26 protein-coding genes and 1 riboswitch are annotated in these 23,635 nt (G+C 73.7%); of the genes, 17 read left to right on the plus strand and 9 right to left on the minus strand.

All coding sequences use genetic code 11. The annotated features are described in order from the left end of the window. Nucleotides 1-109 precede the first annotated feature (109 nt). On the plus strand, nt 110-2,635 hold the full coding sequence (locus E3N83_RS04040) for a M4 family metallopeptidase (RefSeq protein ID WP_151082086.1): 2,526 nt from the start codon (nt 110-112) through the stop codon (nt 2,633-2,635). 10 nt (nt 2,636-2,645) lie between these two features. Here E3N83_RS04040 and E3N83_RS04045 read toward each other — a convergent pair whose 3' ends face one another. Next, the gene (locus tag E3N83_RS04045) at nt 2,646-3,419 is read right to left on the minus strand and encodes a class I SAM-dependent methyltransferase (RefSeq protein ID WP_151082087.1); all 774 of its coding nucleotides are present in this window, start codon (nt 3,417-3,419) and stop codon (nt 2,646-2,648) included. A gap of 78 nt (nt 3,420-3,497) precedes the next feature. Here E3N83_RS04045 and E3N83_RS04050 point away from each other — a divergent pair, with 78 nt between their 5' ends. The 13 genes from E3N83_RS04050 to ribH all read left to right on the plus strand — a co-directional run bounded on the left by E3N83_RS04050 (nt 3,498) and on the right by ribH (nt 16,522). Beyond that, entirely contained in the window at nt 3,498-5,528 is a 2,031-nt protein-coding gene (locus E3N83_RS04050; RefSeq protein WP_151082088.1) for a primosomal protein N', read from the plus strand. Nucleotides 5,529-5,563: 35 nt separating this feature from the next. Then, the gene (locus E3N83_RS04055; protein ID WP_151082089.1) at nt 5,564-6,340 is read left to right on the plus strand and encodes a hypothetical protein; all 777 of its coding nucleotides are present in this window, start codon (nt 5,564-5,566) and stop codon (nt 6,338-6,340) included. Between the two features lie 9 nt (nt 6,341-6,349). After that, a complete protein-coding gene (gene def, locus E3N83_RS04060) occupies nt 6,350-6,898 on the plus strand; it encodes a peptide deformylase (RefSeq protein WP_151082090.1) in 549 nt (182 codons plus the stop codon). Beyond that, nucleotides 6,898-7,818: a methionyl-tRNA formyltransferase gene (fmt, locus tag E3N83_RS04065; RefSeq protein WP_151082091.1), complete on the plus strand. Its 921-nt coding sequence runs from the start codon at nt 6,898-6,900 to the stop codon at nt 7,816-7,818. The genes def and fmt overlap by 1 nt, the downstream gene beginning before the upstream one ends. Then, the gene (locus E3N83_RS04070; protein ID WP_238343058.1) at nt 7,815-9,152 is read left to right on the plus strand and encodes an RsmB/NOP family class I SAM-dependent RNA methyltransferase; all 1,338 of its coding nucleotides are present in this window, start codon (nt 7,815-7,817) and stop codon (nt 9,150-9,152) included. Before fmt ends, E3N83_RS04070 begins: the two co-directional genes overlap by 4 nt. A 298-nt stretch (nt 9,153-9,450) precedes the next feature. Then, nucleotides 9,451-10,404: a non-homologous end-joining DNA ligase gene (gene ligD / locus E3N83_RS04075; RefSeq protein ID WP_151082093.1), complete on the plus strand. Its 954-nt coding sequence runs from the start codon at nt 9,451-9,453 to the stop codon at nt 10,402-10,404. Next, nucleotides 10,401-11,405 (plus strand): GTP pyrophosphokinase, encoded by a 1,005-nt coding sequence (locus tag E3N83_RS04080; protein ID WP_151082094.1) that lies wholly within the window; start codon nt 10,401-10,403, stop codon nt 11,403-11,405. Before ligD ends, E3N83_RS04080 begins: the two co-directional genes overlap by 4 nt. Nucleotides 11,406-11,414: 9 nt before the next feature. Next, nucleotides 11,415-12,077 carry a ribulose-phosphate 3-epimerase gene (gene rpe, locus E3N83_RS04085; protein WP_151082095.1) on the plus strand — a complete coding sequence of 221 codons (663 nt, stop codon included), beginning with the start codon at nt 11,415-11,417 and terminating at the stop codon, nt 12,075-12,077. 59 nt (nt 12,078-12,136) lie between these two features. Continuing rightward, a riboswitch (FMN riboswitch) is annotated at nt 12,137-12,281 on the plus strand. Nucleotides 12,282-12,395: 114 nt separating this feature from the next. After that, nucleotides 12,396-13,445: a bifunctional diaminohydroxyphosphoribosylaminopyrimidine deaminase/5-amino-6-(5-phosphoribosylamino)uracil reductase RibD gene (gene ribD / locus E3N83_RS04090; RefSeq protein WP_238343059.1), complete on the plus strand. Its 1,050-nt coding sequence runs from the start codon at nt 12,396-12,398 to the stop codon at nt 13,443-13,445. Then, nucleotides 13,445-14,077 carry a riboflavin synthase gene (locus E3N83_RS04095; protein WP_151082096.1) on the plus strand — a complete coding sequence of 211 codons (633 nt, stop codon included), beginning with the start codon at nt 13,445-13,447 and terminating at the stop codon, nt 14,075-14,077. The genes ribD and E3N83_RS04095 overlap by 1 nt, the downstream gene beginning before the upstream one ends. Next, nucleotides 14,074-14,793 carry a nicotinamide mononucleotide transporter family protein gene (locus E3N83_RS04100; RefSeq protein WP_151082097.1) on the plus strand — a complete coding sequence of 240 codons (720 nt, stop codon included), beginning with the start codon at nt 14,074-14,076 and terminating at the stop codon, nt 14,791-14,793. The genes E3N83_RS04095 and E3N83_RS04100 overlap by 4 nt, the downstream gene beginning before the upstream one ends. Then, nucleotides 14,790-16,049, plus strand: coding sequence for a bifunctional 3,4-dihydroxy-2-butanone-4-phosphate synthase/GTP cyclohydrolase II (locus E3N83_RS04105; RefSeq protein WP_151082098.1), 1,260 nt, complete (start codon nt 14,790-14,792; stop codon nt 16,047-16,049). Before E3N83_RS04100 ends, E3N83_RS04105 begins: the two co-directional genes overlap by 4 nt. Further along, nucleotides 16,046-16,522, plus strand: a complete 477-nt coding sequence (ribH, locus tag E3N83_RS04110) for a 6,7-dimethyl-8-ribityllumazine synthase (RefSeq protein WP_151082099.1) — start codon at nt 16,046-16,048, stop codon at nt 16,520-16,522. Before E3N83_RS04105 ends, ribH begins: the two co-directional genes overlap by 4 nt. A 4-nt stretch (nt 16,523-16,526) precedes the next feature. Here ribH and E3N83_RS04115 read toward each other — a convergent pair whose 3' ends face one another. Genes E3N83_RS04115 through E3N83_RS04125 form a run of 3 tightly spaced genes read right to left on the minus strand, consistent with a single transcriptional unit; the run spans nt 16,527 to nt 18,312 of the window. After that, nucleotides 16,527-17,105: a GNAT family N-acetyltransferase gene (locus E3N83_RS04115; RefSeq protein ID WP_151082100.1), complete on the minus strand. Its 579-nt coding sequence runs from the start codon at nt 17,103-17,105 to the stop codon at nt 16,527-16,529. Next, nucleotides 17,102-17,695: a GNAT family N-acetyltransferase gene (locus E3N83_RS04120; RefSeq protein ID WP_202879320.1), complete on the minus strand. Its 594-nt coding sequence runs from the start codon at nt 17,693-17,695 to the stop codon at nt 17,102-17,104. Before E3N83_RS04120 ends, E3N83_RS04115 begins: the two co-directional genes overlap by 4 nt. A gap of 32 nt (nt 17,696-17,727) precedes the next feature. Continuing rightward, complete coding sequence (locus tag E3N83_RS04125; RefSeq protein WP_151082101.1) at nt 17,728-18,312, minus strand: GNAT family N-acetyltransferase; 585 nt, start codon at nt 18,310-18,312, stop codon at nt 17,728-17,730. A 56-nt stretch (nt 18,313-18,368) separates the two neighbouring features. On the opposite strand from E3N83_RS04125, the gene E3N83_RS04130 reads away from it, so the two are divergent. The 3 genes from E3N83_RS04130 to E3N83_RS04140 are packed head-to-tail and all read left to right on the plus strand — an operon-like array spanning nt 18,369 to nt 19,951. Beyond that, nucleotides 18,369-18,632, plus strand: a complete 264-nt coding sequence (locus E3N83_RS04130; RefSeq protein WP_151082102.1) for a phosphoribosyl-ATP diphosphatase — start codon at nt 18,369-18,371, stop codon at nt 18,630-18,632. 7 nt (nt 18,633-18,639) lie between these two features. Beyond that, a complete protein-coding gene (hisG, locus tag E3N83_RS04135) occupies nt 18,640-19,485 on the plus strand; it encodes an ATP phosphoribosyltransferase (protein ID WP_151082103.1) in 846 nt (281 codons plus the stop codon). After that, entirely contained in the window at nt 19,469-19,951 is a 483-nt protein-coding gene (locus tag E3N83_RS04140; RefSeq protein WP_151082104.1) for a PH domain-containing protein, read from the plus strand. Before hisG ends, E3N83_RS04140 begins: the two co-directional genes overlap by 17 nt. On the opposite strand, the gene E3N83_RS04145 is transcribed toward E3N83_RS04140, so the two are convergent. The 5 genes from E3N83_RS04145 to E3N83_RS04165 form a co-directional block, all read right to left on the minus strand. Continuing rightward, on the minus strand, nt 19,919-20,842 hold the full coding sequence (locus E3N83_RS04145; RefSeq protein ID WP_151082105.1) for an aldose 1-epimerase family protein: 924 nt from the start codon (nt 20,840-20,842) through the stop codon (nt 19,919-19,921). The genes E3N83_RS04140 and E3N83_RS04145 overlap by 33 nt on opposite strands. 23 nt (nt 20,843-20,865) lie before the next feature. Beyond that, nucleotides 20,866-21,279 (minus strand): VOC family protein, encoded by a 414-nt coding sequence (locus tag E3N83_RS04150; protein ID WP_151082106.1) that lies wholly within the window; start codon nt 21,277-21,279, stop codon nt 20,866-20,868. Between the two features lie 80 nt (nt 21,280-21,359). Then, complete coding sequence (locus tag E3N83_RS04155) at nt 21,360-21,914, minus strand: nucleoside/nucleotide kinase family protein (protein WP_238343060.1); 555 nt, start codon at nt 21,912-21,914, stop codon at nt 21,360-21,362. Nucleotides 21,915-21,921: 7 nt separating this feature from the next. Further along, complete coding sequence (locus E3N83_RS04160) at nt 21,922-23,154, minus strand: amino acid deaminase/aldolase (protein WP_151082107.1); 1,233 nt, start codon at nt 23,152-23,154, stop codon at nt 21,922-21,924. Next, complete coding sequence (locus tag E3N83_RS04165; protein ID WP_151082108.1) at nt 23,154-23,600, minus strand: hypothetical protein; 447 nt, start codon at nt 23,598-23,600, stop codon at nt 23,154-23,156. Before E3N83_RS04165 ends, E3N83_RS04160 begins: the two co-directional genes overlap by 1 nt. Nucleotides 23,601-23,635 lie beyond the last annotated feature (35 nt).

Raw genomic sequence — 23,635 nt, forward strand, 5'->3', positions numbered from 1 at the left:
GGCTCGGACCGTTACCACTTCTTGACCGCTGCGTGATGTCGCCCGCGCTGCGGTGATGGCTAGATTGCCCCGGAGACCAACGGCCGCACGGCCAGACGGGGGCGATCGGGTGAGGTCCACCGCAGCAGCACTCGGGGCGGCCCTGGCCCTGACCGTCACCGCCCTCGGGTCGCTGCCTGCCGACGGCAGTGCGAGCGCGAAGCCGGATCGCGGCGGCGACCGCTCCGCCCGGGCCCTCGGGCTGCTCGAGACGGAGGCACGGGGCAGTGTCGAGGTGTCCCGCTCGCCGTCCGGCGCGGTCCGCGTCGTGGGCTTCCGGGGTGAGAGCGCCGACCCCGCCGTCGGCCCGGCGATGACCGCCCGGGGGGCCGCACGCACCCACCTCGCCCGGTACGGCGCGGCCCTCGGGCTGGCCGGCTCGAGGCTGGTCGCGGGCCGCACGACGCACTCGGTGACCGGCGACGACGTGGTCCGCTTCGCCCAGTGGCGCGGCGGTCTGCGGGTGATCGGCGGGGCAGTGGCCGTCGACCTCCGGCCCGACCGGCAGCTCGGCTCGATCACGGCGTCGGTCTCCCGCGCCAGGGTCGCGCCGGCGTCGTACCCCCGGCGCAAGGCCGTGCAGACCGCCCTGGCCGCCGCGCTGAAGCGGCCCGGACACCCGGCCCGCGCCGACCTGGCCGCGCACGCCGTGCGACGCCTCGACGACCCGGCGGTGCTCGGCATCGCGCGCAGCAGCGACCCGGCGACCCACGCGCGGGGGGTCTGGCGGGTGGTGGTCGACGGCGGACCGACCTTCCGCCGGCTCGTCCTGGTCGACGACCGCACCGGCGCGGTGCTCCAGGACGTCGACCTGGTCGAGCGGCTCGACCGGGTGGTCTGCGACTACGACAACGGCTACCACGTCGACTCGCCCTGCGACCACGGGTTCGCGCGCACCGAGAGCGACCCCCCGAGCGCCTCCGCCGACGTGAACTCGGCCTTCGACCTGGCCGGGGTGGTTTCGGACTTCTACCAGCAGATCGGCGGCATCGACCTCACCGACCTGATCGGGATCGACGTCGCCGGTCAGAAGAAGCTGGCCTCCAGCGTCCGGATCTGCCTGCCCGGCGCCGAGTGCCCGCTCCAGAACGCCTTCTGGAACGGCGTCCAGATGTTCTACGGCGACGGGTTCGCCGGCGCCGACGACGTGGTCGGGCACGAGATGACCCACGGCGTCATCCAGCACAACGCGAACCTGCTCTACTGGGGCCAGTCCGGCGCGATCAACGAGTCGCTGGCCGACGTCATGGGCGAGATCATCGACCACCGCCACCCGGGTCCGGGCGACAGCGCGAGCAGCTGGACGATCGGCGAGGACCTGCCGATCGGCGCGATCCGGAGCATCGAGGACCCACCGCTGCTCGGCCAGCCCGACACGATGACCAGCCCGCTCTACGCCGGCGGGATCGACGACAACGGTGCCGTGCACACCGACAGCGGGGTCGGCAACAAGGCGTTCTACCTGATCTCGCAGGGCGGCACGTTCGGAGGCCGGACGATCCACGGCATGGACGGCCCCGGCCTCGCCAAGACCGCGACCCTCTACCTCGCGGTGATCCAGCACCTGGTCTCCGGCAGCGACTACGCCGACCTGGCGGAGGTGCTCGAGCAGAGCTGCGCCGACCTCGCGTCGCACCACGGCAGCGGGTTCGGTGCGGCCGACTGCCGGTCGGTGCACCGGGCCACGGTGGCCACGCAGATGCGGACCACCCCGCCGGCGGCAGCCCAGCCGCCGGACGCGCCGGAGTCGTGCCCGGCGGGCGCCGGGCGGGTCCGCGTGCTGTTCGACTCCGAGAAGGGCTCGCCGCGCTCGAAGTTCGTGACCGGCCCGACCTGGAGCCGCTCGCCGTCCGCGGACGGGCCGGCCAACGCGATCTCCGGCACCCACTCGTGGTTCTCCCTCGACCCCGAGGACATCGGCACCAGTGCCCTGGTGGCCCGGCGGCCGGTCGCGCTCCCGGCCGGGCGGCCGGTCTACCTGTGGTTCCACCAGTGGCGGGTGCTCGACTTCATCGGCCACGGGGTCTTCGACGCCGGCACGGTCGGCATCGCCGACCGCTCCACCGACAGCCGCCCGCGCAACGCCGCCCGGCTGCCGTGGGTCAACGGCCCGCACAACCTGATCGACGACCGCTACGGCAACCCGGCCGGCGGCCAGCTCGGCTTCGGCCGGGACAGCTTCGGCTACGTCGCGAGCCGGGCCGACCTCTCGTCGTACGCCGGCCACGCGGTGACGCCGCGGTTCACCATGAACACCGACAACAGCGTGGCCTTCCCGGGCTGGTACCTCGACGACATCCGGGTCTACACCTGCGGCTCGCGGCTGGTGCCGACCCGGAGTCCCGTCATCTCCGGGCGGGCGCGGGTCGGCGCGCGGCTGACCGCCAGTCGTGGCGGCTGGTCGCTGTCCGGGACGACGACCCGCTTCCAGTGGCGCTCCGGCGGCCACGCTGTCCACGGCGCCACCGGGGCGTCGTACCGGGTGCAGCGGGCCGACCTGGGGCACCGGATCACCGTGCGGGTCACGGCCTACCGGTCAGGTCGCGGTCACACCGCCACCATCTCGCCGGCCACGAGCCGGGTCACCCGGCACTGAACGCTGCCGATCAGTCGTCGTCTTCGTCGTCGGAGCGGCCGCGCCTGCGGTTGCGGTTCGGGAGCCGCAGGCGGAGCACCGAGCCGCCCATGATGTCGAGCTCCTCCACGTCGTACCACGTGGGGTCCTGGGCGACCATCGCCCGGATCGTCTCCTGGTGCGGGGTCGGGTCGTCGTAGCACGCGTAGAGCTTCTTGCGCGTGGTCGCGAAGGGGATCAGGCCGTCGGTGACCACGGCCTCCCAGATCGCGGCGCCGACGCCCGGGCTGCTGGCGTTGCGGTAGTCGTCGAAGGAGACGACGCCGCCCGGCCGCATCAGCGCCCTCGAGGACTGGCAGTCGACCTTCACGGCGGGATAGAGGTGCGAGGCGTCGATGTGGATGAACCGGGCCGTCCCGGGCTCGACGTGCTTGACGATCTCGGTGGTGAAGGCCTGGACCACGACCGGCAGCTCGTCGTGGACCGAGAGGTAGTTCTCCTCGAAGACCCCACGGGTCAGCCGCGGGTAGGAGCGCTGGTTCTCCCGCCGGTTGGCCTTCGCCTCCTCGCTCTGGTCGAACTGGCCCTCGTCGCCGAAGAGGTCGATGACGACGAAGCGCTCACCGTCCCGGAGGTAGTCCCCGATGATCACCGCGCTCTTGCCCTGGTAGGCCCCCATCTCGACCAGATCGCCGGGGGGAGAGTCCCGCTGGCTCTCCAGCAGCGCCGTGAAGCACCGCCGGTCGATCTCGTTGAACCAGCCCTTGATGTCCTGGTAGGCCTCGGATGCGCTCTTCTTCGCCATGGGCACACGCTAGTAGTACGACGTCGCCCCGCCCCGCAGGGGGACAGCGGGTCGGTGCCCGCTGGTAGAACTGCGGCCATGTCCGAGCGCGCCCAGCCGCCGCCCCCCGAGACCCTGCCGGGTCTGCGGGCGACGGTGCGCGCGTCGCGGGCCCGTCGGCCGGCTCGGACCACGCCCGAGCCGCTCGCCGAGGTCGACCCGGTGGCACGGGTGCTCGTCGACACCCCGCTCGCCCATCTCGACCGGACCTTCGACTACGCGGTGCCGGCATCCCTCGCGGAGGGGGCGGTGGCGGGAGCCCGGGTCAAGGTCCGCTTCGCCGGCAAGGACCTCGCCGGCTTCGTCGTCTCCCGGGTCGCGGCCTCCGACCACACCGGGGCCCTGAGTCCGCTCCGCAAGGTCGTCAGCTCCGAGCCGGTCCTCTCACCCGCGGTCGCACACCTCGCCGAGACCCTCGCCGAGCGGTACGCCGGCACCCGCGCCGACGTGCTCCGGCTCGCCGTGCCTCCCCGCCACGCCACCACCGAGAAGCAGCCGTCGCCGCCCGAGGGGCGGGTCACGGTCGACCCGGCGGCCGCTGCCGAGGCCTGGGCCGCCTACCCGACCGCCGGCGCGTTCCTCGACCACCTGGGAGCCGGCGGCGCGCCCCGCGCCGTCTGGTCGGCGGCCCCCGGTGCCGACTGGCCGCGGCTGCTCGCGCACGCTGCTGCCGTCGCCCTCGGGGGCGGGCGCGGCAGCGTGCTCGTGGTCCCCGACCGGCGCGACGTCGTCCGGCTGGACGCCGCCCTCACCGACGTGCTCGGTGAGGGGCACCACGTCGTCCTGACCGCCGGCGCCGGGCCGGCCCGGCGCTACCGCGAGTTCCTGGCCGTGTCGCGGGGCACCCGGCGCGTCGTCGTCGGCACCCGGGCGGCCGCGTTCGCACCGGTCGCCGACCTCGGCCTGGTGGCGATCTGGGACGACGGCGACGACCTGCACGCGGAGCCACGAGCGCCGTACCCCCATGCCCGCGAGACCCTGCTCACCCGTGCCGTGCACGAGGGAGCCGCGGCCCTGGTCGGCGGGTTCTCCCGCAGCGTCGAGGCCGAGCAGCTGCTGGCGACCGGTTGGGCCCACGAGCTGGCCCTGCCGCGCGAGGTGCTGCGCGCCGCGGTCACCGTGTCGGTCACCGGCGACTCCGACCTCGCCCTCGAGCGGGACCCCCTGGCCCGGGCGAGCCGGCTGCCGCGACAGGCCTACGACGCTCTCGGCGCCGGGCTCGCGCGGGGTCCGGTCCTGGTGCAGACGCCACGCCAGGGGTACGCCGCGTCCCTGGCCTGCGAGCGCTGCCGCACGCCCGCACGCTGCGACCTGTGTGCGGGGCCGCTCGTGGTGCCGCGCCGGGCCGCTCCACCCACCTGCCGCTGGTGCGGGACGGTCGCCGACTCGTGGTCCTGCCGGGCCTGCGGCCATCGCGGCCTGCGAGCACCGGTGGTGGGTGAGCGGCGCACGGCCGAGGAGCTCGGCCGGGCCTTCCCCGCGGTGCCGGTGGTGGCCTCCGGTGGTGACCACGTCGTGGAGTCGGTCGCCGCGCGGCCGGCGATCGTGGTGGCGACCCCGGGGGCCGAGCCGGTCGCGGACGGGGGCTACTCCGCCGTGCTGGTCCTCGACACCTGGCTGGCCCTGGCCCGGGCCGACCTGCGCACCGACGAGGAGGCGCTGCGCCGCTGGCTCAACGCCGCCGGTCTGGTCGCGCCCGGGGGCACGGTCGTGGCCGTGGGCGACCCCTCTCACCCGGCGCTCCAGGCGCTGGTGCGGTGGGACCCCGACGGTCATGCCCGTCGTGAGACCGAGGCCCGCGCCGAGGCTCACCTGCCGCCCGCGAGCCGCCTGGCCACCGTCACCGGACCTCCCGGGGCCGTCGACGACGCGCTGACCCTGCTCGACCTGCCACCCGGTGCCGAGGTGCTCGGGCCCGTCCCGGTCGACGACGACGCCTACCGGGTGGTGGTCCGGGTCCTGCGCGCCTCCGGGCCGTCCCTGTCCCGCGCGCTGGGCGAGGTGCAGCGGGTGCGTTCGGCGCGCAAGCTCGACGCCGTCCGCATCCAGGTGGACCCGGTGACCCTCTGACGGAACCCCTCGGTAGGCCCCTGCGTCCGACCCGCATGCGTCCGCGACTCGCCCTGATCCCCGCGGCGCTGCTCCTCGTCGGGTGCGGAAGCCATCAGCCGGTCGCCTACGTCGCGCATCCCACCGGTCATCGCGACGTGGTGCTCCGGCTCACCACCGGCCCGGGCATGGGCACCGTCGAGACCTTCTTCAGCGAGCCGCCGGTGCTGGTCGTCACCGGTGACGGCACGTCGTACCTCCGCGGCGAGGAGGTGACGGCCCACGGGATCGTGTGGCCGGTCTTCCGGTTCCGGGCCGGCGACGCCGAGGTCCAGTCTCTGCTCCAGGAGGCCGACCGCGACGGACTGCTCGCACCGTCGCCCGACTACTCGCCCCCCTCCCCGATCATGGACGGGGGCGACACCACCGTCGCGGTCTCGGCGGCGAACGGCACCTGGACCCACCGGGCCAACGGACTCGACGACGCAGCCCTCGAGAGCGGGGCGCGCGGCCGCCTGGCCGGGTTCGTGGCCTACCTCGATCGCTGGGGGCGCACCCCTCGCCGGCCACGCGCGCAGGAGCTCCGGCCGACCACCCTCCGGGTGCTGGCCCAGCCCAGTGACGGGGCTGGCACCCCGGTCGCTGCCTGGCCGTCGGGGACGGGGGTGCCGCTGGACCGGATCGGCGACTGCACCGTGGTGCGCGACCCCGTCGTCGTACGGCGGCTGACGACGTCCGACACCCACTACTACCGCGACGCGGGCCGGACCTACCAGGTCGCCGCGGCGGTGCTGCTCCCCGGCGACTCCTGCCCGGCCGGCGGCGCCTCCTAGACTGCGCTCGTGCCCATCCAGCCGATCCGCCTGTTCGGCGACCCCGTGCTGCGGACGGCGGCGGTCGAGGTCGTGGACTTCGACCGCGAGCTGCGCCGCCTGGTCCAGGACCTCACCGACACCATGCTCGAGGCCCCGGGCGCGGGGCTCGCCGCGCCCCAGATCGGCGTCGGGCTGCGCGCCTTCACGTGGTACGTCGACGGGGAGGTCGGCCACCTGGTGAACCCGGTGCTCGACCTTTCCGCGGAGACCCAGGACGGTCCCGAGGGCTGCCTGTCGATCCCCGGCCTCTCCATCGACTGTCGGCGGGCGTTGCGCGTGGTGGCGCGCGGTTTCGACATGTACGGCGAGCCGGTAACGATCGAGGGCAGCGACCTCCTGGCCCGCGCGATCCAGCACGAGACCGACCACCTCGACGGCGTGCTGTTCCTGGACCGGCTGAGCGCCGAGAACCGCAAGCTGGCGATGAAGGAGATCCGCGAGTCCGAGTGGTTCGGGCTCGGTGGAGCGCCCACGATCAAGCTGTCGCCGCACCCCACGGGCGGGCTCGGCCTCTGATGCGGGTCGTCTTCGCGGGCACCCCCGAGGTCGCCCTTCCGTCCCTGACGGCGATCGCGGCCTCGCCGCACGAGGTGGTCGGCGTGGTGACCCGCCCGGACGCGCCGGCCGGCCGCGGGCGCAAGCTCGCACCCTCGCCGGTCGCCGAGGCGGCGGCAGCGCTCGGCGTCCCGGTGCTCAAGCCCGTCCATCCGCGCGAGCCCGACTTCCAGGCGGCCCTGCGCGAGCTCGCCCCCGACGTCTGCCCGGTGGTCGCCTACGGCGCCCTGCTGCCGCAGTCGGCTCTCGACATCCCGGTCCACGGCTGGGTCAACCTGCACTTCTCGCTGCTGCCGGCCTGGCGTGGCGCCGCGCCGGTGCAACGGTCCCTGTGGGCCGGCGACGACGTGACCGGGGCGACCACCTTCCGGATCGTCGAGGAGCTCGACGCGGGCCCGACGTTCGGGCTGATGACCGAGACGATCCGGCCCGACGACACCGCCGGCACCCTGCTGGCCCGGCTGGCCGAGGGCGGCGCCGGGCTCCTGGTGGCCACCCTGGACGGCATCGCCGACGGCTCGCTCGAGGCCCGGCCCCAGAGCGAGGACGACGTCTCCTTCGCGCCCAAGATCAGTGTCGACGACGCCCGGGTGGACTGGCGTCATCCGGCAGCGGTGCTCGACCGGCAGGTGCGGGCCTGCACGCCCGCCCCCGGCGCCTGGACGACGTACGCCGGAGAGCGGCTCAAGCTCGGCCCGGTCTCGCCTGCCGACGGCAACCTGCCGCCCGGTGAGCTGGTCGCCGGCAAGAACGCGGTGGTGGTCGGCACCGGCACCGCCGCCCTGCGGCTCGGCGAGGTCCAGCCGGTCGGCAAGCGGCCGATGCCTGCGGCGGACTGGGCGCGGGGCCTGCGTCTCGCCGGCGGCGAGGTGCTCGAGTGAGCGCTCCCGACCCTGCCCGCCGGGCGGCCTACGACGTGCTGCGCGCCGTCCGCGTCGCGGACGCCTACACCAACCTCGCACTGCCGGTGGCCCTCGGCCGGCGGCGGGTGACCGGGCGGGACGCGGCCTTCGCCACCGAGCTGGCCAGTGGCACCATCCGCCGGCGTGGCACCTACGACGCGATCCTCGGCGAGTGCATCGACCGGCCGCTCGACAAGGTGCAGGTCAAGGTCCTCGACATCCTGCGGCTCGGCTGCCACCAGCTCCTGTCGATGCGGGTGCCGCCCCACGCGGCCATCAGCACCAGCGTCGACCTGGCCCGTGCCGAGGTCGGTGACGGGGCCGCGGGGTTCGTCAACGCGGTGCTCCGCAAGGTCTCGGCCCGCGACGTGGCGGGCTGGCTGAACACCCTCGACGCCGACCGGACCGTCCGCTTCTCGCATCCGCAGTGGATCGTCGACCTGCTCACCGAGGCGGTCGGGGCGGCCGAGATCGACGCCCTGCTCGCCGCCGACAACGAGTCACCCGCGGTGACCCTGGTCGCCCGCCCCGGACGCTCGACCCGCGACGAGCTGCCCGGCGAGCCGACCCGCTTCTCGCCGTACGGCGTGGTCTCGGCCGGCGGAGACCCGGGCAGCGTGCCTGCAGTCGCCGAGGGTCGGGCCGGAGTGCAGGACGAAGGCTCCCAGCTGGTGGCCGTCGCGCTGGCCGGGGCGCCGCTGGAGGGCCCCGACCGTCGGTGGCTCGACCTCTGCGCGGGGCCGGGCGGCAAGGCGGCGCTCCTGGCGGCCCTGGCCGCCGAGCGCGAGGCCCGGCTGGTCGCCGCCGAGGTCCAGCCGCACCGGGCCGACCTGGTCCGCCGGGTCCTGGGTGTCGCCTCCGCCCACCCGGCGCCCGGCGTCGAGGCGGTCACGGTGGCGGACGGCACCGCGCCGCCATGGGAGCCCGGCAGCTTCGACCGGGTCCTGGTCGACGCTCCCTGTTCCGGGCTCGGCGCGCTCCGCCGGCGCCCCGAGGCGCGCTGGCACAAGAGCCCCGACGACCTCGCCCAGCTCGTCGGGCTGCAGGTCGCGCTGCTCACCTCCGCCGTGTCGCTGGCGCGGCCCGGGGGAGTGGTGGTCTACGCCACCTGCTCCCCGGTGCTGGCGGAGACCGCCGGCGTGGTCACCCGGGTCCTCGACGCCTCGCGCCTCGACGGCCGCCCGGAGGTCACGCTGGAGCCCATGCCCCTCGACATCCCCGACAGCGTCGGCCCGCTGCCGGGCACCGTCCAGCTCTGGCCGCACCGGCACCGCACCGACGCGATGTTCGTCGCCCTGCTCCGGCGCACCTGACCGCGTCCTGGATCACCCGGTCCCGGTTCCCGAGCGGCTCTGCACGGGGATGTGGAGCACCCTGTCCCGGCTCCCGAGCGGCTCCGCACGGGGATGTGGACCACCCCGATCCACTTCCGCTTCCACGGTCGCCCGGGATCTGCACCAGGGTGATCCAGCTCCGCATCGACGCTGTCCCGGGATGTGCGAGGGGCCGATCCACCCCGACGACCAGGCGTCAGGCGGGGCCCAGGTACCGCAGGTGGGCCTCCGGCGAGGTCAGGAAGCGGCGCCACGGCCGGGATGGGAGGGTGGTCCCATGGCGAGCCCGTTCACCGAGGTCGAGGTCGACAACCGGGTGGTCAAGGTGACCAATCCCGATCGCGTCTATTTCCCCGACACGGGTGCGACCAAGCTCGATTTGGTCGACTACTACCTGGCCGTCGGCCCCGGCATCGTCAACGCGTTGTTCGAGCGACCGTGCATGCTGCACCGTTTCCCGACCGGTCTGGCCGGCGAGAAGGTCCACCAGAAGCGGCTGCCCTCCGGCGCTCCCGACTGGGTGGAGACGGTCCGGCTGCACTTCCCGCGCTGGAACCGCACCGCCGACGAGCTGTGCGTCACCGAGCTGGGGGCGGTGATCTGGGCGGTCCAGATGTCGACCGTCGAGTTCCACCCCTGGAACAGCCGACGCGAGGACCCCGAGAAGCCCGACGAGTGGCGGATCGACCTCGACCCCGGCCCGCTCAGCGACTTCGCCCAGGTGCAACGGGTGGCGGCGGTGACCCACGAGATCCTGGACGAGCTCGGTGCGGTCGGCTATCCCAAGACCAGCGGTGGCAAAGGCCTGCACATCTACGTCCGGATCAAGCCCGACCACGGCCACCAGGAGGTACGACGTGCGGCGCTGGCGTTCGCCCGTGAGGTCGAGCGCCGGATGCCCGACGACGTGACCACCCTCTGGTGGCGCAAGGACCGCGACCCCCATCACCTGTTCGTGGACTACAACCAGAACGCCCGCGACCACACCATCGCCGCGGCGTACTCCGTCCGCGGCGTCCCCGACGCCCGCGTCTCCACCCCGGTGCACTGGGACGAGGTGGACGACTGCGATCCTCGCGACTTCACGATCTCCACCGTCCCGGCCCGCTACGCCGAGCTCGGTGACCTGCACGCCGACATCGACGAGCACGTCTTCGACCTCGAGCCGCTCCGCGAGTGGGCGGACCGGGACGAGGCGGAGGGCCGGCAGACACCCGAGGAGGAGTCATGAGCGACCCGGCACCGGCCGCGGTCGCGGCCTTCGCCGCCGACCACGAGGCCCTCGTGCTCGCCGGCGCCGAGGCCGTCGAGCTGGTCACCAGCGTGCTCGACGAGGCCGGCATCAACTACCTGAGCGTCTCGGGGCGGACCAAGAGCATCGCGTCCTTCGCGGAGAAGGCGACCCGCAGCGTCGACGGGGTGCGGCTGTACGCCGACCCGTTGCGCGAGATCGGCGACCAGCTGGGCGTCCGGGTGATCACCTACGTCCGCGACGACGTGGACGCCGTGGCCGACCTGCTCGGTGACCAGGTGGTCGTCAACGACGACCGTGACCTCGGCCGCGAGACCGCCAGCGAGGGTCGCTTCGGCTACGCCAGCAGGCACCTCCAGATCGCCCTCGACCCGGCGCGGGAGAGCCAGCCCGCCTACGCCCACCTCCGCGGGCGCAACGTCCAGGTCCAGATCCGCACGGTGCTCCAGCACGCCTGGGCGGAGTTCGAGCACGACATCCGCTACAAGGGCACGGTGCCGGCCGAGCACGCCCACGACTTCGACCGCCGCTTCACCCTGGCCGCCGGGCTGCTCGAGCTGGCCGACCAGGAGTTCGCCACGATCCGCGACCGCCTCCGGGGACCCGTGGACGGCGAGCGCGGCGCCCAGACCGAGCCCGACGCCGACCCGCGGCTCGACGCCCGGGAGCTGGCGGCCTTCTTGGCCGGGCAGTACGCCGACGCCGGCTGGTCGCGCAGCGACCACTACACCTGGGTGTCCGGGCTGCTGCTGGAGCTCGGCATCACCTCGCTCGACGAGCTCGCGGTGGTGCTCCGGGCCGCCGACGAGGAGGCGATCCGCGAGCGCATGGACTACCGCTACCCGCCCGGCGCCGTACGCCGGCTCGACGACGCCCTGCTCGCGACGTACGGCGAGGAGTACGTCGGGCTGCACGGCAACGCCCATCGCTCGGCCGCGCTGCGGGCCCGGCTCGACAAGCTGAGCGAGACCTCGCCCTAGGATCGCTGCGTGGGCATCCAGATCACTCCCAGCATCCTGTCCGCCGACTTCGCTGCGCTCGGCGCCGAGATCGCCCGGGTCCCCAGCGCGGACTGGATCCACGTCGACGTGATGGACAACCACTTCGTGCCCAACCTGACCCTCGGTCCGGCCATGGTCGAGGCCCTGGTCAGGAGTACGACGGTGCCGGTCGACGCGCACCTGATGATCACCGAGCCCGACCGCAACTCCGCGGCGTACGTCGAGGCGGGCGCGTCCAGCGTGACCTTCCACGTGGAGGCGGCCGCGGCGCCGGTGCGCCTGGCGCGCGAGATCCGCAGGCTGGGGGCCCGGGCCAGCATGGCGCTCAAGCCGGCCACCCCGATCGACCCCTACGAGGACCTGCTCGCCGAGCTCGACACGGTGCTGCTGATGACCGTCGAGCCGGGGTTCGGTGGCCAGACCTTCCTCGAGCTGTGCCTGCCCAAGATCCGGCGCTGTCGCGAGCTGATGGACAAGCACGGCGTCCAGACCTGGCTCCAGGTCGACGGCGGAATCAGCCTGGAGACCATCGAGCGGTGTGCCGAGGCCGGCGCCGACGTGTTCGTGGCCGGCTCCGCGGTGTTCGACGCTGACGACCCCGACGCGATGGTGGCCGCTCTGCGCGAGCGCGCTGTGACCGCCACCACCTGAGCCCCGGACCGCTCGCCGCTCGGGCCGCGCTAGGCTGGGCGGGCAAGGAGCAGAGATGCTCGCGTGCTCTGGGGGCGGTGTAACTCCGCACCGGCGGTGACTGAGCCAGACTCAGAAGTCCGCGACCCGGTCACCGCCAGTGACCGGTTGACCAGGCGAAACTCCTGGACCGACGGTCAAAGTCCGGATGGGAAGCGCACGCAGGGTGAGGCGGGACGACAACGTCCCCGCGGGTCGCAGGGTCCGCAGTGGTCGAGCGGAGTCGAGACCACGTCCCACCCGTAGCCCCGGAGTCCGCGACGAGGACACGAGGGGCACATGGACACCAACGGGCGGTTCGGCGAAGCCGAGGAGGCCGCGATGCGTCGCGCCCTCGCGCTCGCCGCGACCGACGGCGTACCCCTCGGTCCCAACCCCCGTGTCGGCTGCGTGCTCCTCGGTGCCGCGGGCGACCTCCTCGCGGAGGGCTACCACCGCGGTGCCGGCACCCCGCATGCCGAGGCGGACGCCCTCGCCCAGGTGGATGGCCGGGCGCCCGGGGCCACCGCCGTGGTGACCCTCGAGCCCTGCAACCACACCGGTCGCACGGGCCCCTGCGCCCGGGCCCTGCTCGACGCCGGCGTACGTCGCGTGGTGATCGCCCAGCGCGACACCAACCCGGTCGCGACCGGCGGGGTCGACACCCTGCTGGCCGCCGGGGTGGAGGTCGAGTCCGGCCTGCTGGTCGACGAGGCACGGGCGCTCAACCAGGTCTGGACGTTCGCCGTGGAGCACGGCCGGCCCTTCGTCACCTGGAAGTTCGCCACGACCCTCGACGGTCGCAGTGCGGCGGCCGACGGCACCAGCCGCTGGGTCTCGAGCCTCGCGGCCCGCCGTGACACGCACGAGCTGCGCGCCCGGTGCGACACCATGCTGGTCGGCACCAACACGGTGGCCGTCGACAACCCGCTCCTGACCGTGCGCGACGCCGAGGACCGGCCGCTGCCGCGCCAGCCGCTCCGGGTGGTGATGGGGGAGCGCTCGCTCGACCCGGCCCACCGGGTCTTCGGACCCGAGGCGGAGACGCTGCACCTGCACACCCGCGACCCCGGCGCCGCGCTCACCGAGCTGTTCGCCCGCGACCGGCAGCACGTCTTCCTCGAGGGTGGCCCCACCCTCGCGGCCGCCTTCGTCCGCGCCGGCCTGGTCGACGAGGTGGTGGCCTACGTCGCGCCGATGCTGCTCGGCGCCGGTCGCCCGGCCGTCGGCGACCTGGGCATCCCCACGATCTCGAAGGCGTTGCACCTCGACGTGACCGACGTGACCGTGCTGGAGCCCGCGAAGCCCGGCGACGACACCGACGTCCGGATCACCATGAGGAGGGCCTGATGTTCACCGGCATCGTCGAGGAGCTCGGCACGGTCGAGGCGATCGAGCCCCAGGGTGACGCCCTGCGGCTGTCGGTCCGCGCCGCCACCGTGCTCGACGACGTACACCTGGGCGACTCGATCGCCGTCAACGGCTGCTGCCTGACCGTGACCTCGGTCCGGGACGGCGTGTGGACCGCCGACGTGATGCAGGAGACGCTCGACAAGACCTCCCTGCTCGGCGTCGGCCCGGGCGACCGGGTCAACCTCGAGCGCGCGGTCACCGCCGGCACCCGCCTCGGCGGGCACATCGTGCAGGGCCATGTGGACGGCGTCGGCACCGTGGTCCGTCGTACCCCCAGCGAGCACTGGGAGGTCGTCGAGGTCTCGCTGCCGGCTGGGCTCTCCCGCTACCTGGTCGACAAGGGCTCGATCACCGTGGACGGCGTCAGCCTGACCGTGGTCTCGACGTCGCGCGACCACCGCGATGGCACGCACAGCTTCACCGTCAGCCTGATCCCCGAGACCCTCGCCCGCACCACGCTCGGCTTCCGGGCACCCGGTGACCGGGTGAACCTCGAGGTCGACATCATCGCCAAGTACGTCGAGCGTCTGCTCGGCGACCGCACCCCCGAAGGAACCCCCACCCCATGAGCATCCACGCGCTCTACAACTCCGGCCTCGACTTCTCCGGTCACCACATCACCTGGCGCGAGATCGTCGGCAACGCCTTCGGCTTCGCCTCCGCGATCGGGGGGCTGCGCCGGCGCATGTGGGCCTGGCCGGTCGGCATCGTCGGCAACGTGCTGCTCTTCAGCGTCTTCATCGCCGCCACCTTCGACTCCACCCAGTCGCAGCCGCCCCTGTTCGGCCAGGCCGGGCGCCAGGTGTTCTTCGTGATCACGAGCATCTACGGCTGGTGGCGCTGGCGGCAGGTCCGGGGGAGCCGGGCGGCGGACGCGCCGGCGATCACCCCGCGCTGGGCGACCGGGGCGGAGCGGCTCGGCTACCTGCTGGTGGCCGCTGCCGGCGTGGTGGTGTTCCAGTGGGTCTCCTTCCAGATCGGGGCCGGCTACCCGGCGCCGCGCTGGTACTACTGGTCCGACGCCTGGATCTTCGTCGGCTCGATGATCGCCACCTATGCGATGGCACGCGGCTGGAACGACTTCTGGCTGGCCTGGATCGCCGTCGACCTGGTCGGGGTCCCGGTGCTGTGGCACTTCACCTACTACCCCTCGGCGATCCTGTTCATCGTCTACGGGGTCCTGGTGGTCTGGGGCTTCGTGGTCTGGCTGCGGGCCAGCCGGGTGGAGGACCCCGCGCTGCTCGAGCGCAGTCGAGACCACGAGACGGCCGGAGACGTCGCGTGACCACCCGCCTGGACTCCGTCGAGCGGGCGATTGCCGACATCGCCGCCGGCAAGGCCGTGGTCGTCGTCGACGACGAGGACCGCGAGAACGAGGGGGACATCGTCTTCGCCGCGGCCAAGGCCACCCCGGAGCTGATGGCGTTCACGATCCGTCACTCCAGCGGCGTGATCTGCGTGCCGATGCCCGCGCCGATGCTCGACCGGCTCGAGATCCCGCTGATGACGCCGCACAACCGCGACCGGATGCGGACGGCGTACACCCTCTCGGTCGACGCCCGGGACGGCGTCTCGACCGGGATCAGTGCCGCCGACCGGGCGCACACCGCGCGGGTGCTGGCCGACTCGGCCACCGAGCCCACCGACCTGACCCGGCCGGGACACGTCTTCCCGCTGCGCTACCGCGACGGCGGCGTGCTGGTCAGGCGGGGTCACACCGAGGCGGCCGTCGACCTGGCCAGGCTGGCGGGGCTGACCCCGGCCGGGGTGCTGGTGGAGGTGGTCAACGACGACGGCACCATGAAGCGGGCGCCGGAGCTGCGGGCGTTCGCCGACGAGCACGGGCTGGCGATGATCTCGATCGAGGACCTGGTCCGCTACCGTCACCGCACCGAGATGCTGGTGACCCGCGTGGCGCAGACCTCGTTGCCGACGCCGTACGGCGAGTTCACGGCCTACGGCTACCGCTCGACCATCGACGGGTCGGAGCACCTCGCCCTGGTGTACGGCGACCTCGGCCCGGCCGGCTCGGTCCACGGAGGGGAGTCGGTGCTGACCCGGGTGCACTCGGAGTGCCTGACCGGCGACGTGTTCGGATCCCAGCGCTGCGACTGCGGGCCCCAGCTGGACGAGGCGCTGGAGCGGGTCGTCGAGGCCGGTCGTGGGGTGGTCGTCTACCTGCGCGGGCACGAGGGCCGCGGGATCGGCCTGGTCGCCAAGCTCCAGGCCTACGCCCTCCAGGACCACGGCCGGGACACCGTCGACGCCAACCTCGACCTCGGGCTGCCGGCCGACGCCCGTCACTACGGCGCCGCGACGCAGGTGCTGCGCGACCTGGGCGTGACCAGCGTCCGGCTGCTGACCAACAACCCCGACAAGTCCGAGAGTCTCGAGGACTTCGGCGTCCACGTGGAGGCACAGGTGCCACTGACCCCCAGCCCCAACCGGCACAACCTCGCCTACCTGCGCACCAAGCGCGACCGGATGGGCCACCAGCTGCCCGACCTGGCGACCGAGCCCGCACCGGGGGCCCGGTCGTGAGCGGGCACGGGGCGCCCGACGTGGAGCCGGTGGACTGCAGCGACCTCCGGGTCGCGGTGGTGGCCGCGCAGTGGCACACCGAGGTGATGGAGGGCCTGGTGGCCGGAGCCCGCCGCGCCCTCGCGGCGTACTCCGTGGTCGACGCCACCGTGGTGCGGGTCCCCGGCACCTTCGAGCTGCCGATCGTGGCCGCCGAGCTGGCCCTGACCCATCACGCGGTGGTCGCCCTGGGTGTCGTCGTACGCGGGGGCACCCCGCACTTCGACTACGTCTGCTCGGCGGCGACCGACGGGCTGACCCGGGTCGCCCTGGACTCCGGCGTCCCGGTCGGCTTCGGCGTGCTGACCTGCGACGACGACGCCCAGGCTCTCGATCGCGCGGGGCTCGAGGGGTCGAGCGAGGACAAGGGCTACGAGGCCACGGCCGCGGCGCTGCTGACCGCGCGCACCCTCGCCACCTTGCGCGACGACTGACCGGTCAGGACCGGCCGGCCCGCCACTCCTCGGCGAGGAGGGCGTACACGACGCCGTCGATCCAGCCGAGGTCGCGGTGCAGCGAGTCGCGGACGCCGTGGCTCTCCTGGCGCATGCCGAGCCGCTCCATGATCCGCAGGGACGGGACGTTGTCGGCGAAGGCGGCGGCGCTGACCCGGCGGACGCCGAGGTCCTCGAAACAGATCCGCACCAGCTCGGCCGCCGCCTCGGAGACGTAGCCGTGGCCCTGGTGGGCGGGGGACAGGCACCAGCCGATCTCACCCTCCTGCCCGGCCCGGTCGGCGACGTCCTCCTGGGCCCACGCGTCGGTCACGTGGAGGTAGAGGTCGCCGATCACGACCCCGTCCAGCTCCATCACCAAGGTGCGGGCCAGCACGCCGAGCTCCCCGAAGCGCAGCACGAACTCGGGGTACGACGTGGGCCGGTCCGGCATCCACTGGCCCACGTCGGGCAGCGTGCGGGTCTCGAAGATGCTCCGCAGGTCGCCGCTCGTCGCCGGCCGAACGGTCAGGCGGGCGGTGCGGACCGGCCAGCCGACCCGGTCGAAGACAGCGGTGGTCATGCCGCCCCTCCCGCGACCGGACGGCCGGCGGCCCGCCACTCGTCGGCGAGCAGTGCGTAGACGACGCTGTCCGCCCAGCTCCCGCTGCGGTGCAGCGTGGTCCGGACCCCGAGCGTCTCGCGGCGCATCCCGAGCCGGTCCATGATCCGGAGGGAGGCGGCGTTGTCGGCGAAGGCCTCGGCCGTGATCCGCCGCAGGCCGAGGTCCTCGAAGCAGCTCCGCACCAGCTCCGTGGTGGCCTCCGTGGCGTAGCCCCGGCCGTGGTGGGCCGGGTCGAAGCCCCAGCCGATCTCGGCCTCGCAGTCGCGGGCGGCGTCCGCGACCTCGCGCTGCGCCCACCCGGACCTGATGTGGACGTAGAGCTCGCCGATGATCACCGAGTCCAGCTCCACGGCCAGGGTCTGCGCCAACAACGAGTGCCGGCCCATCCGCAGCAGGTAGTCGTCCTGCGTGCCAGCGCTGGACGGCAGCCAGGCCGCGACCTCCGGGAGGTTCTGGATCCGGCCCAGGGCGTCGAGGTCCTCGACGGTCGCGGGCCGGATGGACAGCCGATCGGTGCGCAGGGGCCAGGAGATCCGGTCGAGGGACACAGCGGCCACCCTCGCGGGCCGGGCCGGAGAGGTCAACGTTGTTTCGCCCGCCACTCCTCGGCCAGCACCGCTGCCTCCACCCCGTCCACCCAGCCCCGGTCGCGGTGCAGGGAGCCGCGGAGGGTCCGGGTCTCGATCCGCATCCCCACCCTGGCCATCACCCGCAACGAGGCCTCGTTGTCGGCGAAGGCGCCGGCCACCACCCGACGGAGGCCGAGTCCCTCGAAGCAGATCCGCAGCACCTCGCCCGCCGCCTCGGTGGCGTAGCCGCGTCCGGTGTACGCCGGGTCGAGCAGCCAGCCGATCGTGGCCTCGCTGTGCTCGGCGCGGTCCCGCACCTCGACCTGGGCGTACGGCGTCGCCAGGGCGAGGAACAGGTCGCCGACGATCGTCGGACCCGCCTGCACCACCAGCGTCGACTCCAGGCGCTCCGGTGTGCCGTAGCGCTCGACGTAGTCGTCGTAGGACGTGGGTCGCCCGGTCAGCCACTCGGTCACCTCCGGGATCGCCCGGATCTCGTAGAGGCGGCCGAAGTCGTCGGGCGTGACCGGTCGGATCAGCAGCCGCTCGGTCCGGGCCGGCCAGTCCAGGCGTGCGAACGGCGTGCGCTCCTCCATCCGGTCACCTTGGACGGGGTGGCGAGCGCAGGTCAACCGACAACTACCCTTCTCGAGTGAAGACGTTCGAGCAGCTGTGGGCCGAGCTCGCCGACAAGGCCGAGCGGCGTCCCGACGGCTCGGGGACCGTGCGCGAGCTCGACGCCGGGGTGCACGCCATCGGCAAGAAGCTCGTGGAGGAGGCGGCCGAGTCGTGGATGGCCGCCGAGCACGAGTCGCCCGCCCGGGCGGCGGAGGAGATCAGCCAGCTGCTGTACCACGCCCAGGTCCTGATGCTGGCGACCGGCCTCACCCTCGACGACGTGTACGCCCACCTGTGAGGCCCCGATGACGCTGCGTATCGCCGTACCCAACAAGGGCGCGCTGTCCCAGGCCGCCACCGAGATGCTCCGCGAGTCCGGCTACCGCCAGCGGCAGGACGCCAAGGAGCTGGCCCTGGTCGACGTCGACAACGACGTGGAGTTCTTCTACCTGCGGCCCCGTGACATCGCCCTCTACGTCGGCGAGGGCACCCTGGACGTCGGCATCACCGGGCGCGACCTGCTCCTGGACTCCGGCGCGAAGGCCGACGAGGTGCTCGGGCTCGGCTTCGGGAGGAGCACGTTCCGGTTCGCCGGGCCGATCGGGCGGTTCCACGACATCGCGGAGCTGGCCGGCACCCGGATCGCCACGTCGTACGTCGGGATCGTGCGGCAGTACCTCGCCGAGCACGGCATCGAGGCGACCGTGAACCGTCTCGACGGGGCCGTCGAGTCCAGCGTGCAGCTGGGGGTCGCCGACCTGATCGCGGACGTCGTGGAGACCGGGAGCACCCTGCACAAGGCCGGGCTGGAGACCTTCGGCGAGCCGATCCTGGAGTCCGAGGCGGTGCTGATCACGCGGGGCGGCTCCACCCACCCCGCGCTGGACGTCTTCCGGCGACGGCTCGAGGGCGTGATGGTGGCCCGCAGCTACGTGATGATGGACTACGACATCCCCGAGGCCGAGGTGACCCGGGCCGTCGACCTGACTCCCGGCATCGAGAGCCCCACCGTCTCGCCGCTGCACCGACAGGGCTGGGTGGCCGTGCGCGCGATGGTGCCGCGCAGCGAGGCGCACCGGGTCATGGACGAGCTGTGGACGATCGGGGCCCGGGGGATCCTGGTGACCGACATCCATGCCTGTCGTCTCTGAGCCCGGGCTGCCGCACACCTGGCGCCCGCTCGGGGTGCGGCTGGCGGTGCTCTTCTTCGGCGGGCTGCTCGGCGTCACCTGCGTCGCCGGCTGGATCGCGGTCGGGCCCGACGTGCGGTCCCGGGTCACGATCTACCAGCAGGCGACGGTCTGGCTGATCGCCGCGCTCGCGGCCTCCATCGGCTGGGGGCTCGTGCGCTGCCGGCTCACCGCCACCACCGGTGGGCTCGAGCTGGTCAACGGCTACCGGCGGCGGTCCTACGAGTGGGCCGAGGTGCTCGCCGTGCACCTGCCGACGGGAGCGCCGTTCGCGACGTTCGACCTCGCCGACGGCACGAGCACGATGGTGCTGGCGATCCAGTCCGCCGACGGCGACCGGGCCAAGGTCGCGGTCCGGCAGGTGCGGCTCCTGCTCGAGCGGACCGCGGCGGAGTCACTCCAGCGCCCGGATCCCCCAGGAGACTGAGACCTCGTCGCCGGGCTCGCCGGCGGGTGCCAGCGTGAGCAGGTCGTCCCCGCTGCGGAAGGCGTCGGGCGGGGCGGTCATCGGCTCGACCGCGAGTGCGCAGCGCGCGCCGGTCCCCGGAGGGTCGGCGCTGAAGACCATCAGCCAGGGATGGTGCCGGTCGACCCACAGGGCCGTGCCGAGCCCGGTGCCGGGGTCGCGCACCTGGGCGGTCGCCACGCCCTGCTCGTCGCGGGCCAGTTCGCCGAAGGCATGGTCGAGCACGGTGTCGCGCACCGGGCGGGCGACCCGGAAGTCGTACGGCGTACCGGTGACCTCCTCGCGGCCCACCGGCAGCTGCCGCTCGTCGGCGAGCAGCCGGACCGACGCCGGCAGGGTCAGCTCCCAGCCGTCGACGGGTCCGGGGCCGGCGCTGAGGTAGGGGTGGGCGCCGCTGGCGTACGGCGCCGGCCGGTCGCCCAGGTTGGTCGCGGTCTGGGTCACGGTGAGCCCGTCGGCCGACAGGTCGTAGAGCACGTGCAGGTCGAGTGTCCAGGGGTAGCCGGTCTGCGCCATCAGCCGGTACCCGAGGGACACCGAGGTCGCCGTGTGCTCCTCGGGAGACCAGGCTGCCCAGCGGACCAGCCCGTGCGAGGCGTTGCTGCGGTCCGGCTCGCTCAAGGCGAGCTGGAGCTCCCGGCCGTCGAAGGTGTAGGCGCCGTCGCCGATCCGGTTGGGCCACGGCATCAGCAGCTGTCCGCGCGCAGCCCGGCTCATCGCGGCCTCCTCGAAGCCGTCGACCAGGGCCCGGCCCCGGTGCTCGAGGACCCGCAGGCCGCCTCCGCACTCGGTCACGACCGCGCGGTAGCCGCCGGCTGCGATCTCGAACTGGTCTCCCGACGGTGCCACCATGCCGCGAGACTAACGATCCCGCGTCAGGGCAGCACCAGCTGTCCGATCTCACCGGGGTTCCAGGCGATCTCCCACCGCACACCGTCGGGATCGGCGAGGTAGCCGGTGTAGCCGCCCCACTCGCGCTCCTGGGGCCCGCTGACCTCGGCCCCCAGCGCCCGCGCCTCGGCGAGCACCGCGTCGACCTCCTCGCGGGTCGCGACGTTGTGCGCGAGCGCGACGGGAGGGACGCCGTCCCCGCGCCGGATCGGGCCGATCTCGGCCTCGAACCCGGTCTCGTCCCACAACGAGAGGACCAGCCGCTCACCGACCCGGATCATCACCACCTCCCCGGGCACGTCGAGCTCGGGTGTCCAGCCCAACCCGGTGACGTAGAACGCCCGGGACGCGTCGAGGTCGCGGACGGCGAGGGTCACGAAGGAGATGCGTGGGTCCATCCCCCCGACCCTGCCACGGGCCACCGACCCGGGAAAGCGCGGGCCCAGGAGGGCGGCGGCCCGGGCGGGTCTCCCCGAGCTCAGCCGCCGAGCAGCCCGAGGCGGCCGTCCAGGACGAGGTCGGCGCGTTCGCGGATGCGATCCCGGGTGAACAGGGCCTGCTCGGCGGCGGCCCACTCCTGCCAGTGCTCGGCGACGCCGACACCACCCCGCTCCAGGCCGCGCTGCCTGCGCAGGTCGGAGGGCACCTCGACCCAGGCCAGCACGGTGACCAGGTCGGCGTGGGCCAGCGCGCCGGAGCCGACGCCCTCCAGCACGAGCAGGGGCGCCGGCTCGACCAGCACCGCCTCGGCCCAGCGGCTGCCCCGCCAGTCCCAGCGGCGGTAGCTCCCGGCCCGGCCCTCGGCGAGCGGCCGGAGCAGCGTGCCGAGCTGGTCGCCGACCCGGGGCAGCCCGCCCCAGCCCTCGAACAGGTCGTCCATGTGGACGACGGGGGCGTCGGCCAGGCCGGCGACCTCGTCGGCCAGCGTGGTCTTGCCCGAGCCGGCCGGCCCGTCGACGCAGACGAGCCGACCCGCTCCGAGCGTGACCGGGCGTGACCGGGCCAGCTCCAGCACCGTCTCGGCGTTGCTCACCTGCCGGTCACCAGGCCTGGCCGGCCCCGCGGTACGTCGGGACCTCGTCGGTGAAGGTGCTCCCGGCCAGCAGCCGCACGGAGTTGGTGTGCTCGAAGAGCTCGCCCGACTTGGCGTGCCGGAACCACACCAGGTCGCCGATCCGGAGCATCGCCGCGGGGTGACCGGTCAGCGGGGTCTGCACCTCGCCGGCGCCCTCGAGCCCGGTCAGGTGGAGCCCCGGCGGAGCCCAGGGGAGCGGGGCCCGGTCGGCCCCGACCGGCCCCGAGGCGATCAGGCCGCCGCCGTGCACCGTCGCCATCGTCGGCGACGGCCGGCGGGTCACCGGCAGGCCGAAGAACGCCGCCGGTCGCGGCCGGAAGGACTGGTAGTGGTCGAAGAGCCCGGGCACCAGCAGGCCGGAACCGGCGGCCACCTCGGTGACGGCCCCGTCGGCGGCGGTGGCCTCGACCGAGCCGGACCCGCCGCCGTTCCAGAACTCCAGCTCGACCAGGGCGCGCAGGCGGTCGGAGATCACGCGGCGACGCTCGGCGAGCTGTGACATCGAGGCCGACTTCAACCGGCGTACGACGAGTGACTTCGCCCGCTGGGACGGTACGTCGTCGGGGACCCCGGCGACCTGCCCCTCGTAGGTCATCACACCCACCAGCGCGAAGCCGGCTCGCTCGGTGATCCGCCGGGCCAGGCGGACGACGTCGTCGACGTCGTACAGCGGGGAGCGCTTCGGGCCGACGTGCTGACCGCCCATCCGCAGCCCCGCGTCGATGTCGAGCGCGACCCGCACCCGGACCTCGTGCGACGAGCGGACCGAGTCGACCACGTCGAGCTGGGCGGGGTCGTCGACCATCAGGGTGATCCGGGCGGCCGCGTCCGGGGACGCGAGGAGAGCGGCGATGGCGACCCGGTCGACGGTCGGGTAGGCAACGACGACGTCGTCGGACAGGCCCTGCTCGGAGAGCCAGAGCGCCTCGCGCAGCGAGTAGCCGAGGACGCCGTGGAAGCCGGGTGCGGCCAGGGCGCGCTCGAGCAGGGCCGGCACCCGCAGCGACTTGGAGGCGACCCGGATCGGCGTGCCGCCGGCACGACGTACGAGATCCGCCGCGTTGGCGTCGAAGGCGTCGAGGTCCACGACCATCAGCGGGGTCGCCGGCGGCTCGGGGAGCGCCTCGACCGCGGCCGAGAGCCGTGCCCACAGGCGGTTCCGGGCGACATGGCTGTCGCCCGAGGTGGTGCCGGCCATCAGCTGATGCCGCGCTTCTTCAGGATCGCCTGGATCTCGGCCATCTCGTCGTCGATCAGGGAGTCCTGCTGCCGCCTCGGGGCCGGGGCCACCGCCTTCGGTGCCGCCTGGCTGGTCCCTCGGGTACGGCGTTCCGGCTTCGCCCCGGGGACCCGCCGGGAGACGACGTTCGCGCCACCGATCAGCACCACCGCGACGAACGCGATGATCATCCCCAGCCACACGCTCGGGCTGAACACCAGGCGCGTCAGCCAGTGGGCCAGGGAGTCGGCGATGTCACCGAACACCTGGAGCAGCCCGGTCATCCAGGCGGCCAGCGGGAGCAGCGTCAGCCCGGCGCCGCGCACCGCGGCGGTGACGCCACGGTGCCGGAGCGCCCACCACGTGTAGGTGCCGCCCAGCACCGTCAGGGCCAGTGCCAGCGCGCCCCAGGAGACGTTGTCCACGTTTCGAGGATCCCACACACCTGGGCGCCGAGGGC

The sequence above is a fragment of the Nocardioides cynanchi genome (assembly GCF_008761635.1).
In the GTDB taxonomy this organism is placed as follows: domain Bacteria; phylum Actinomycetota; class Actinomycetes; order Propionibacteriales; family Nocardioidaceae; genus Nocardioides; species Nocardioides cynanchi.

What these genes read in the sequence shown, in the direction of transcription:
- E3N83_RS04045 (WP_151082087.1), bottom strand. Translation starts at nt 3,419, where the DNA reads ATGGCGAAGAAGAGCGCATCCGAGGCCTACCAGGACATCAAGGGCTGG.
- E3N83_RS04050 (WP_151082088.1), top strand. Translation starts at nt 3,498, where the DNA reads ATGTCCGAGCGCGCCCAGCCGCCGCCCCCCGAGACCCTGCCGGGTCTG.
- E3N83_RS04055 (WP_151082089.1), top strand. Translation starts at nt 5,564, where the DNA reads ATGCGTCCGCGACTCGCCCTGATCCCCGCGGCGCTGCTCCTCGTCGGG.
- fmt (WP_151082091.1), top strand. Translation starts at nt 6,898, where the DNA reads ATGCGGGTCGTCTTCGCGGGCACCCCCGAGGTCGCCCTTCCGTCCCTG.
- ligD (WP_151082093.1), top strand. Translation starts at nt 9,451, where the DNA reads ATGGCGAGCCCGTTCACCGAGGTCGAGGTCGACAACCGGGTGGTCAAG.
- E3N83_RS04080 (WP_151082094.1), top strand. Translation starts at nt 10,401, where the DNA reads ATGAGCGACCCGGCACCGGCCGCGGTCGCGGCCTTCGCCGCCGACCAC.
- ribD (WP_238343059.1), top strand. Translation starts at nt 12,396, where the DNA reads ATGGACACCAACGGGCGGTTCGGCGAAGCCGAGGAGGCCGCGATGCGT.
- E3N83_RS04095 (WP_151082096.1), top strand. Translation starts at nt 13,445, where the DNA reads ATGTTCACCGGCATCGTCGAGGAGCTCGGCACGGTCGAGGCGATCGAG.
- E3N83_RS04100 (WP_151082097.1), top strand. Translation starts at nt 14,074, where the DNA reads ATGAGCATCCACGCGCTCTACAACTCCGGCCTCGACTTCTCCGGTCAC.
- E3N83_RS04115 (WP_151082100.1), bottom strand. Translation starts at nt 17,105, where the DNA reads ATGACCACCGCTGTCTTCGACCGGGTCGGCTGGCCGGTCCGCACCGCC.
- E3N83_RS04125 (WP_151082101.1), bottom strand. Translation starts at nt 18,312, where the DNA reads ATGGAGGAGCGCACGCCGTTCGCACGCCTGGACTGGCCGGCCCGGACC.
- hisG (WP_151082103.1), top strand. Translation starts at nt 18,640, where the DNA reads ATGACGCTGCGTATCGCCGTACCCAACAAGGGCGCGCTGTCCCAGGCC.
- E3N83_RS04140 (WP_151082104.1), top strand. Translation starts at nt 19,469, where the DNA reads ATGCCTGTCGTCTCTGAGCCCGGGCTGCCGCACACCTGGCGCCCGCTC.
- E3N83_RS04145 (WP_151082105.1), bottom strand. Translation starts at nt 20,842, where the DNA reads ATGGTGGCACCGTCGGGAGACCAGTTCGAGATCGCAGCCGGCGGCTAC.
- E3N83_RS04150 (WP_151082106.1), bottom strand. Translation starts at nt 21,279, where the DNA reads ATGGACCCACGCATCTCCTTCGTGACCCTCGCCGTCCGCGACCTCGAC.
- E3N83_RS04160 (WP_151082107.1), bottom strand. Translation starts at nt 23,154, where the DNA reads ATGGCCGGCACCACCTCGGGCGACAGCCATGTCGCCCGGAACCGCCTG.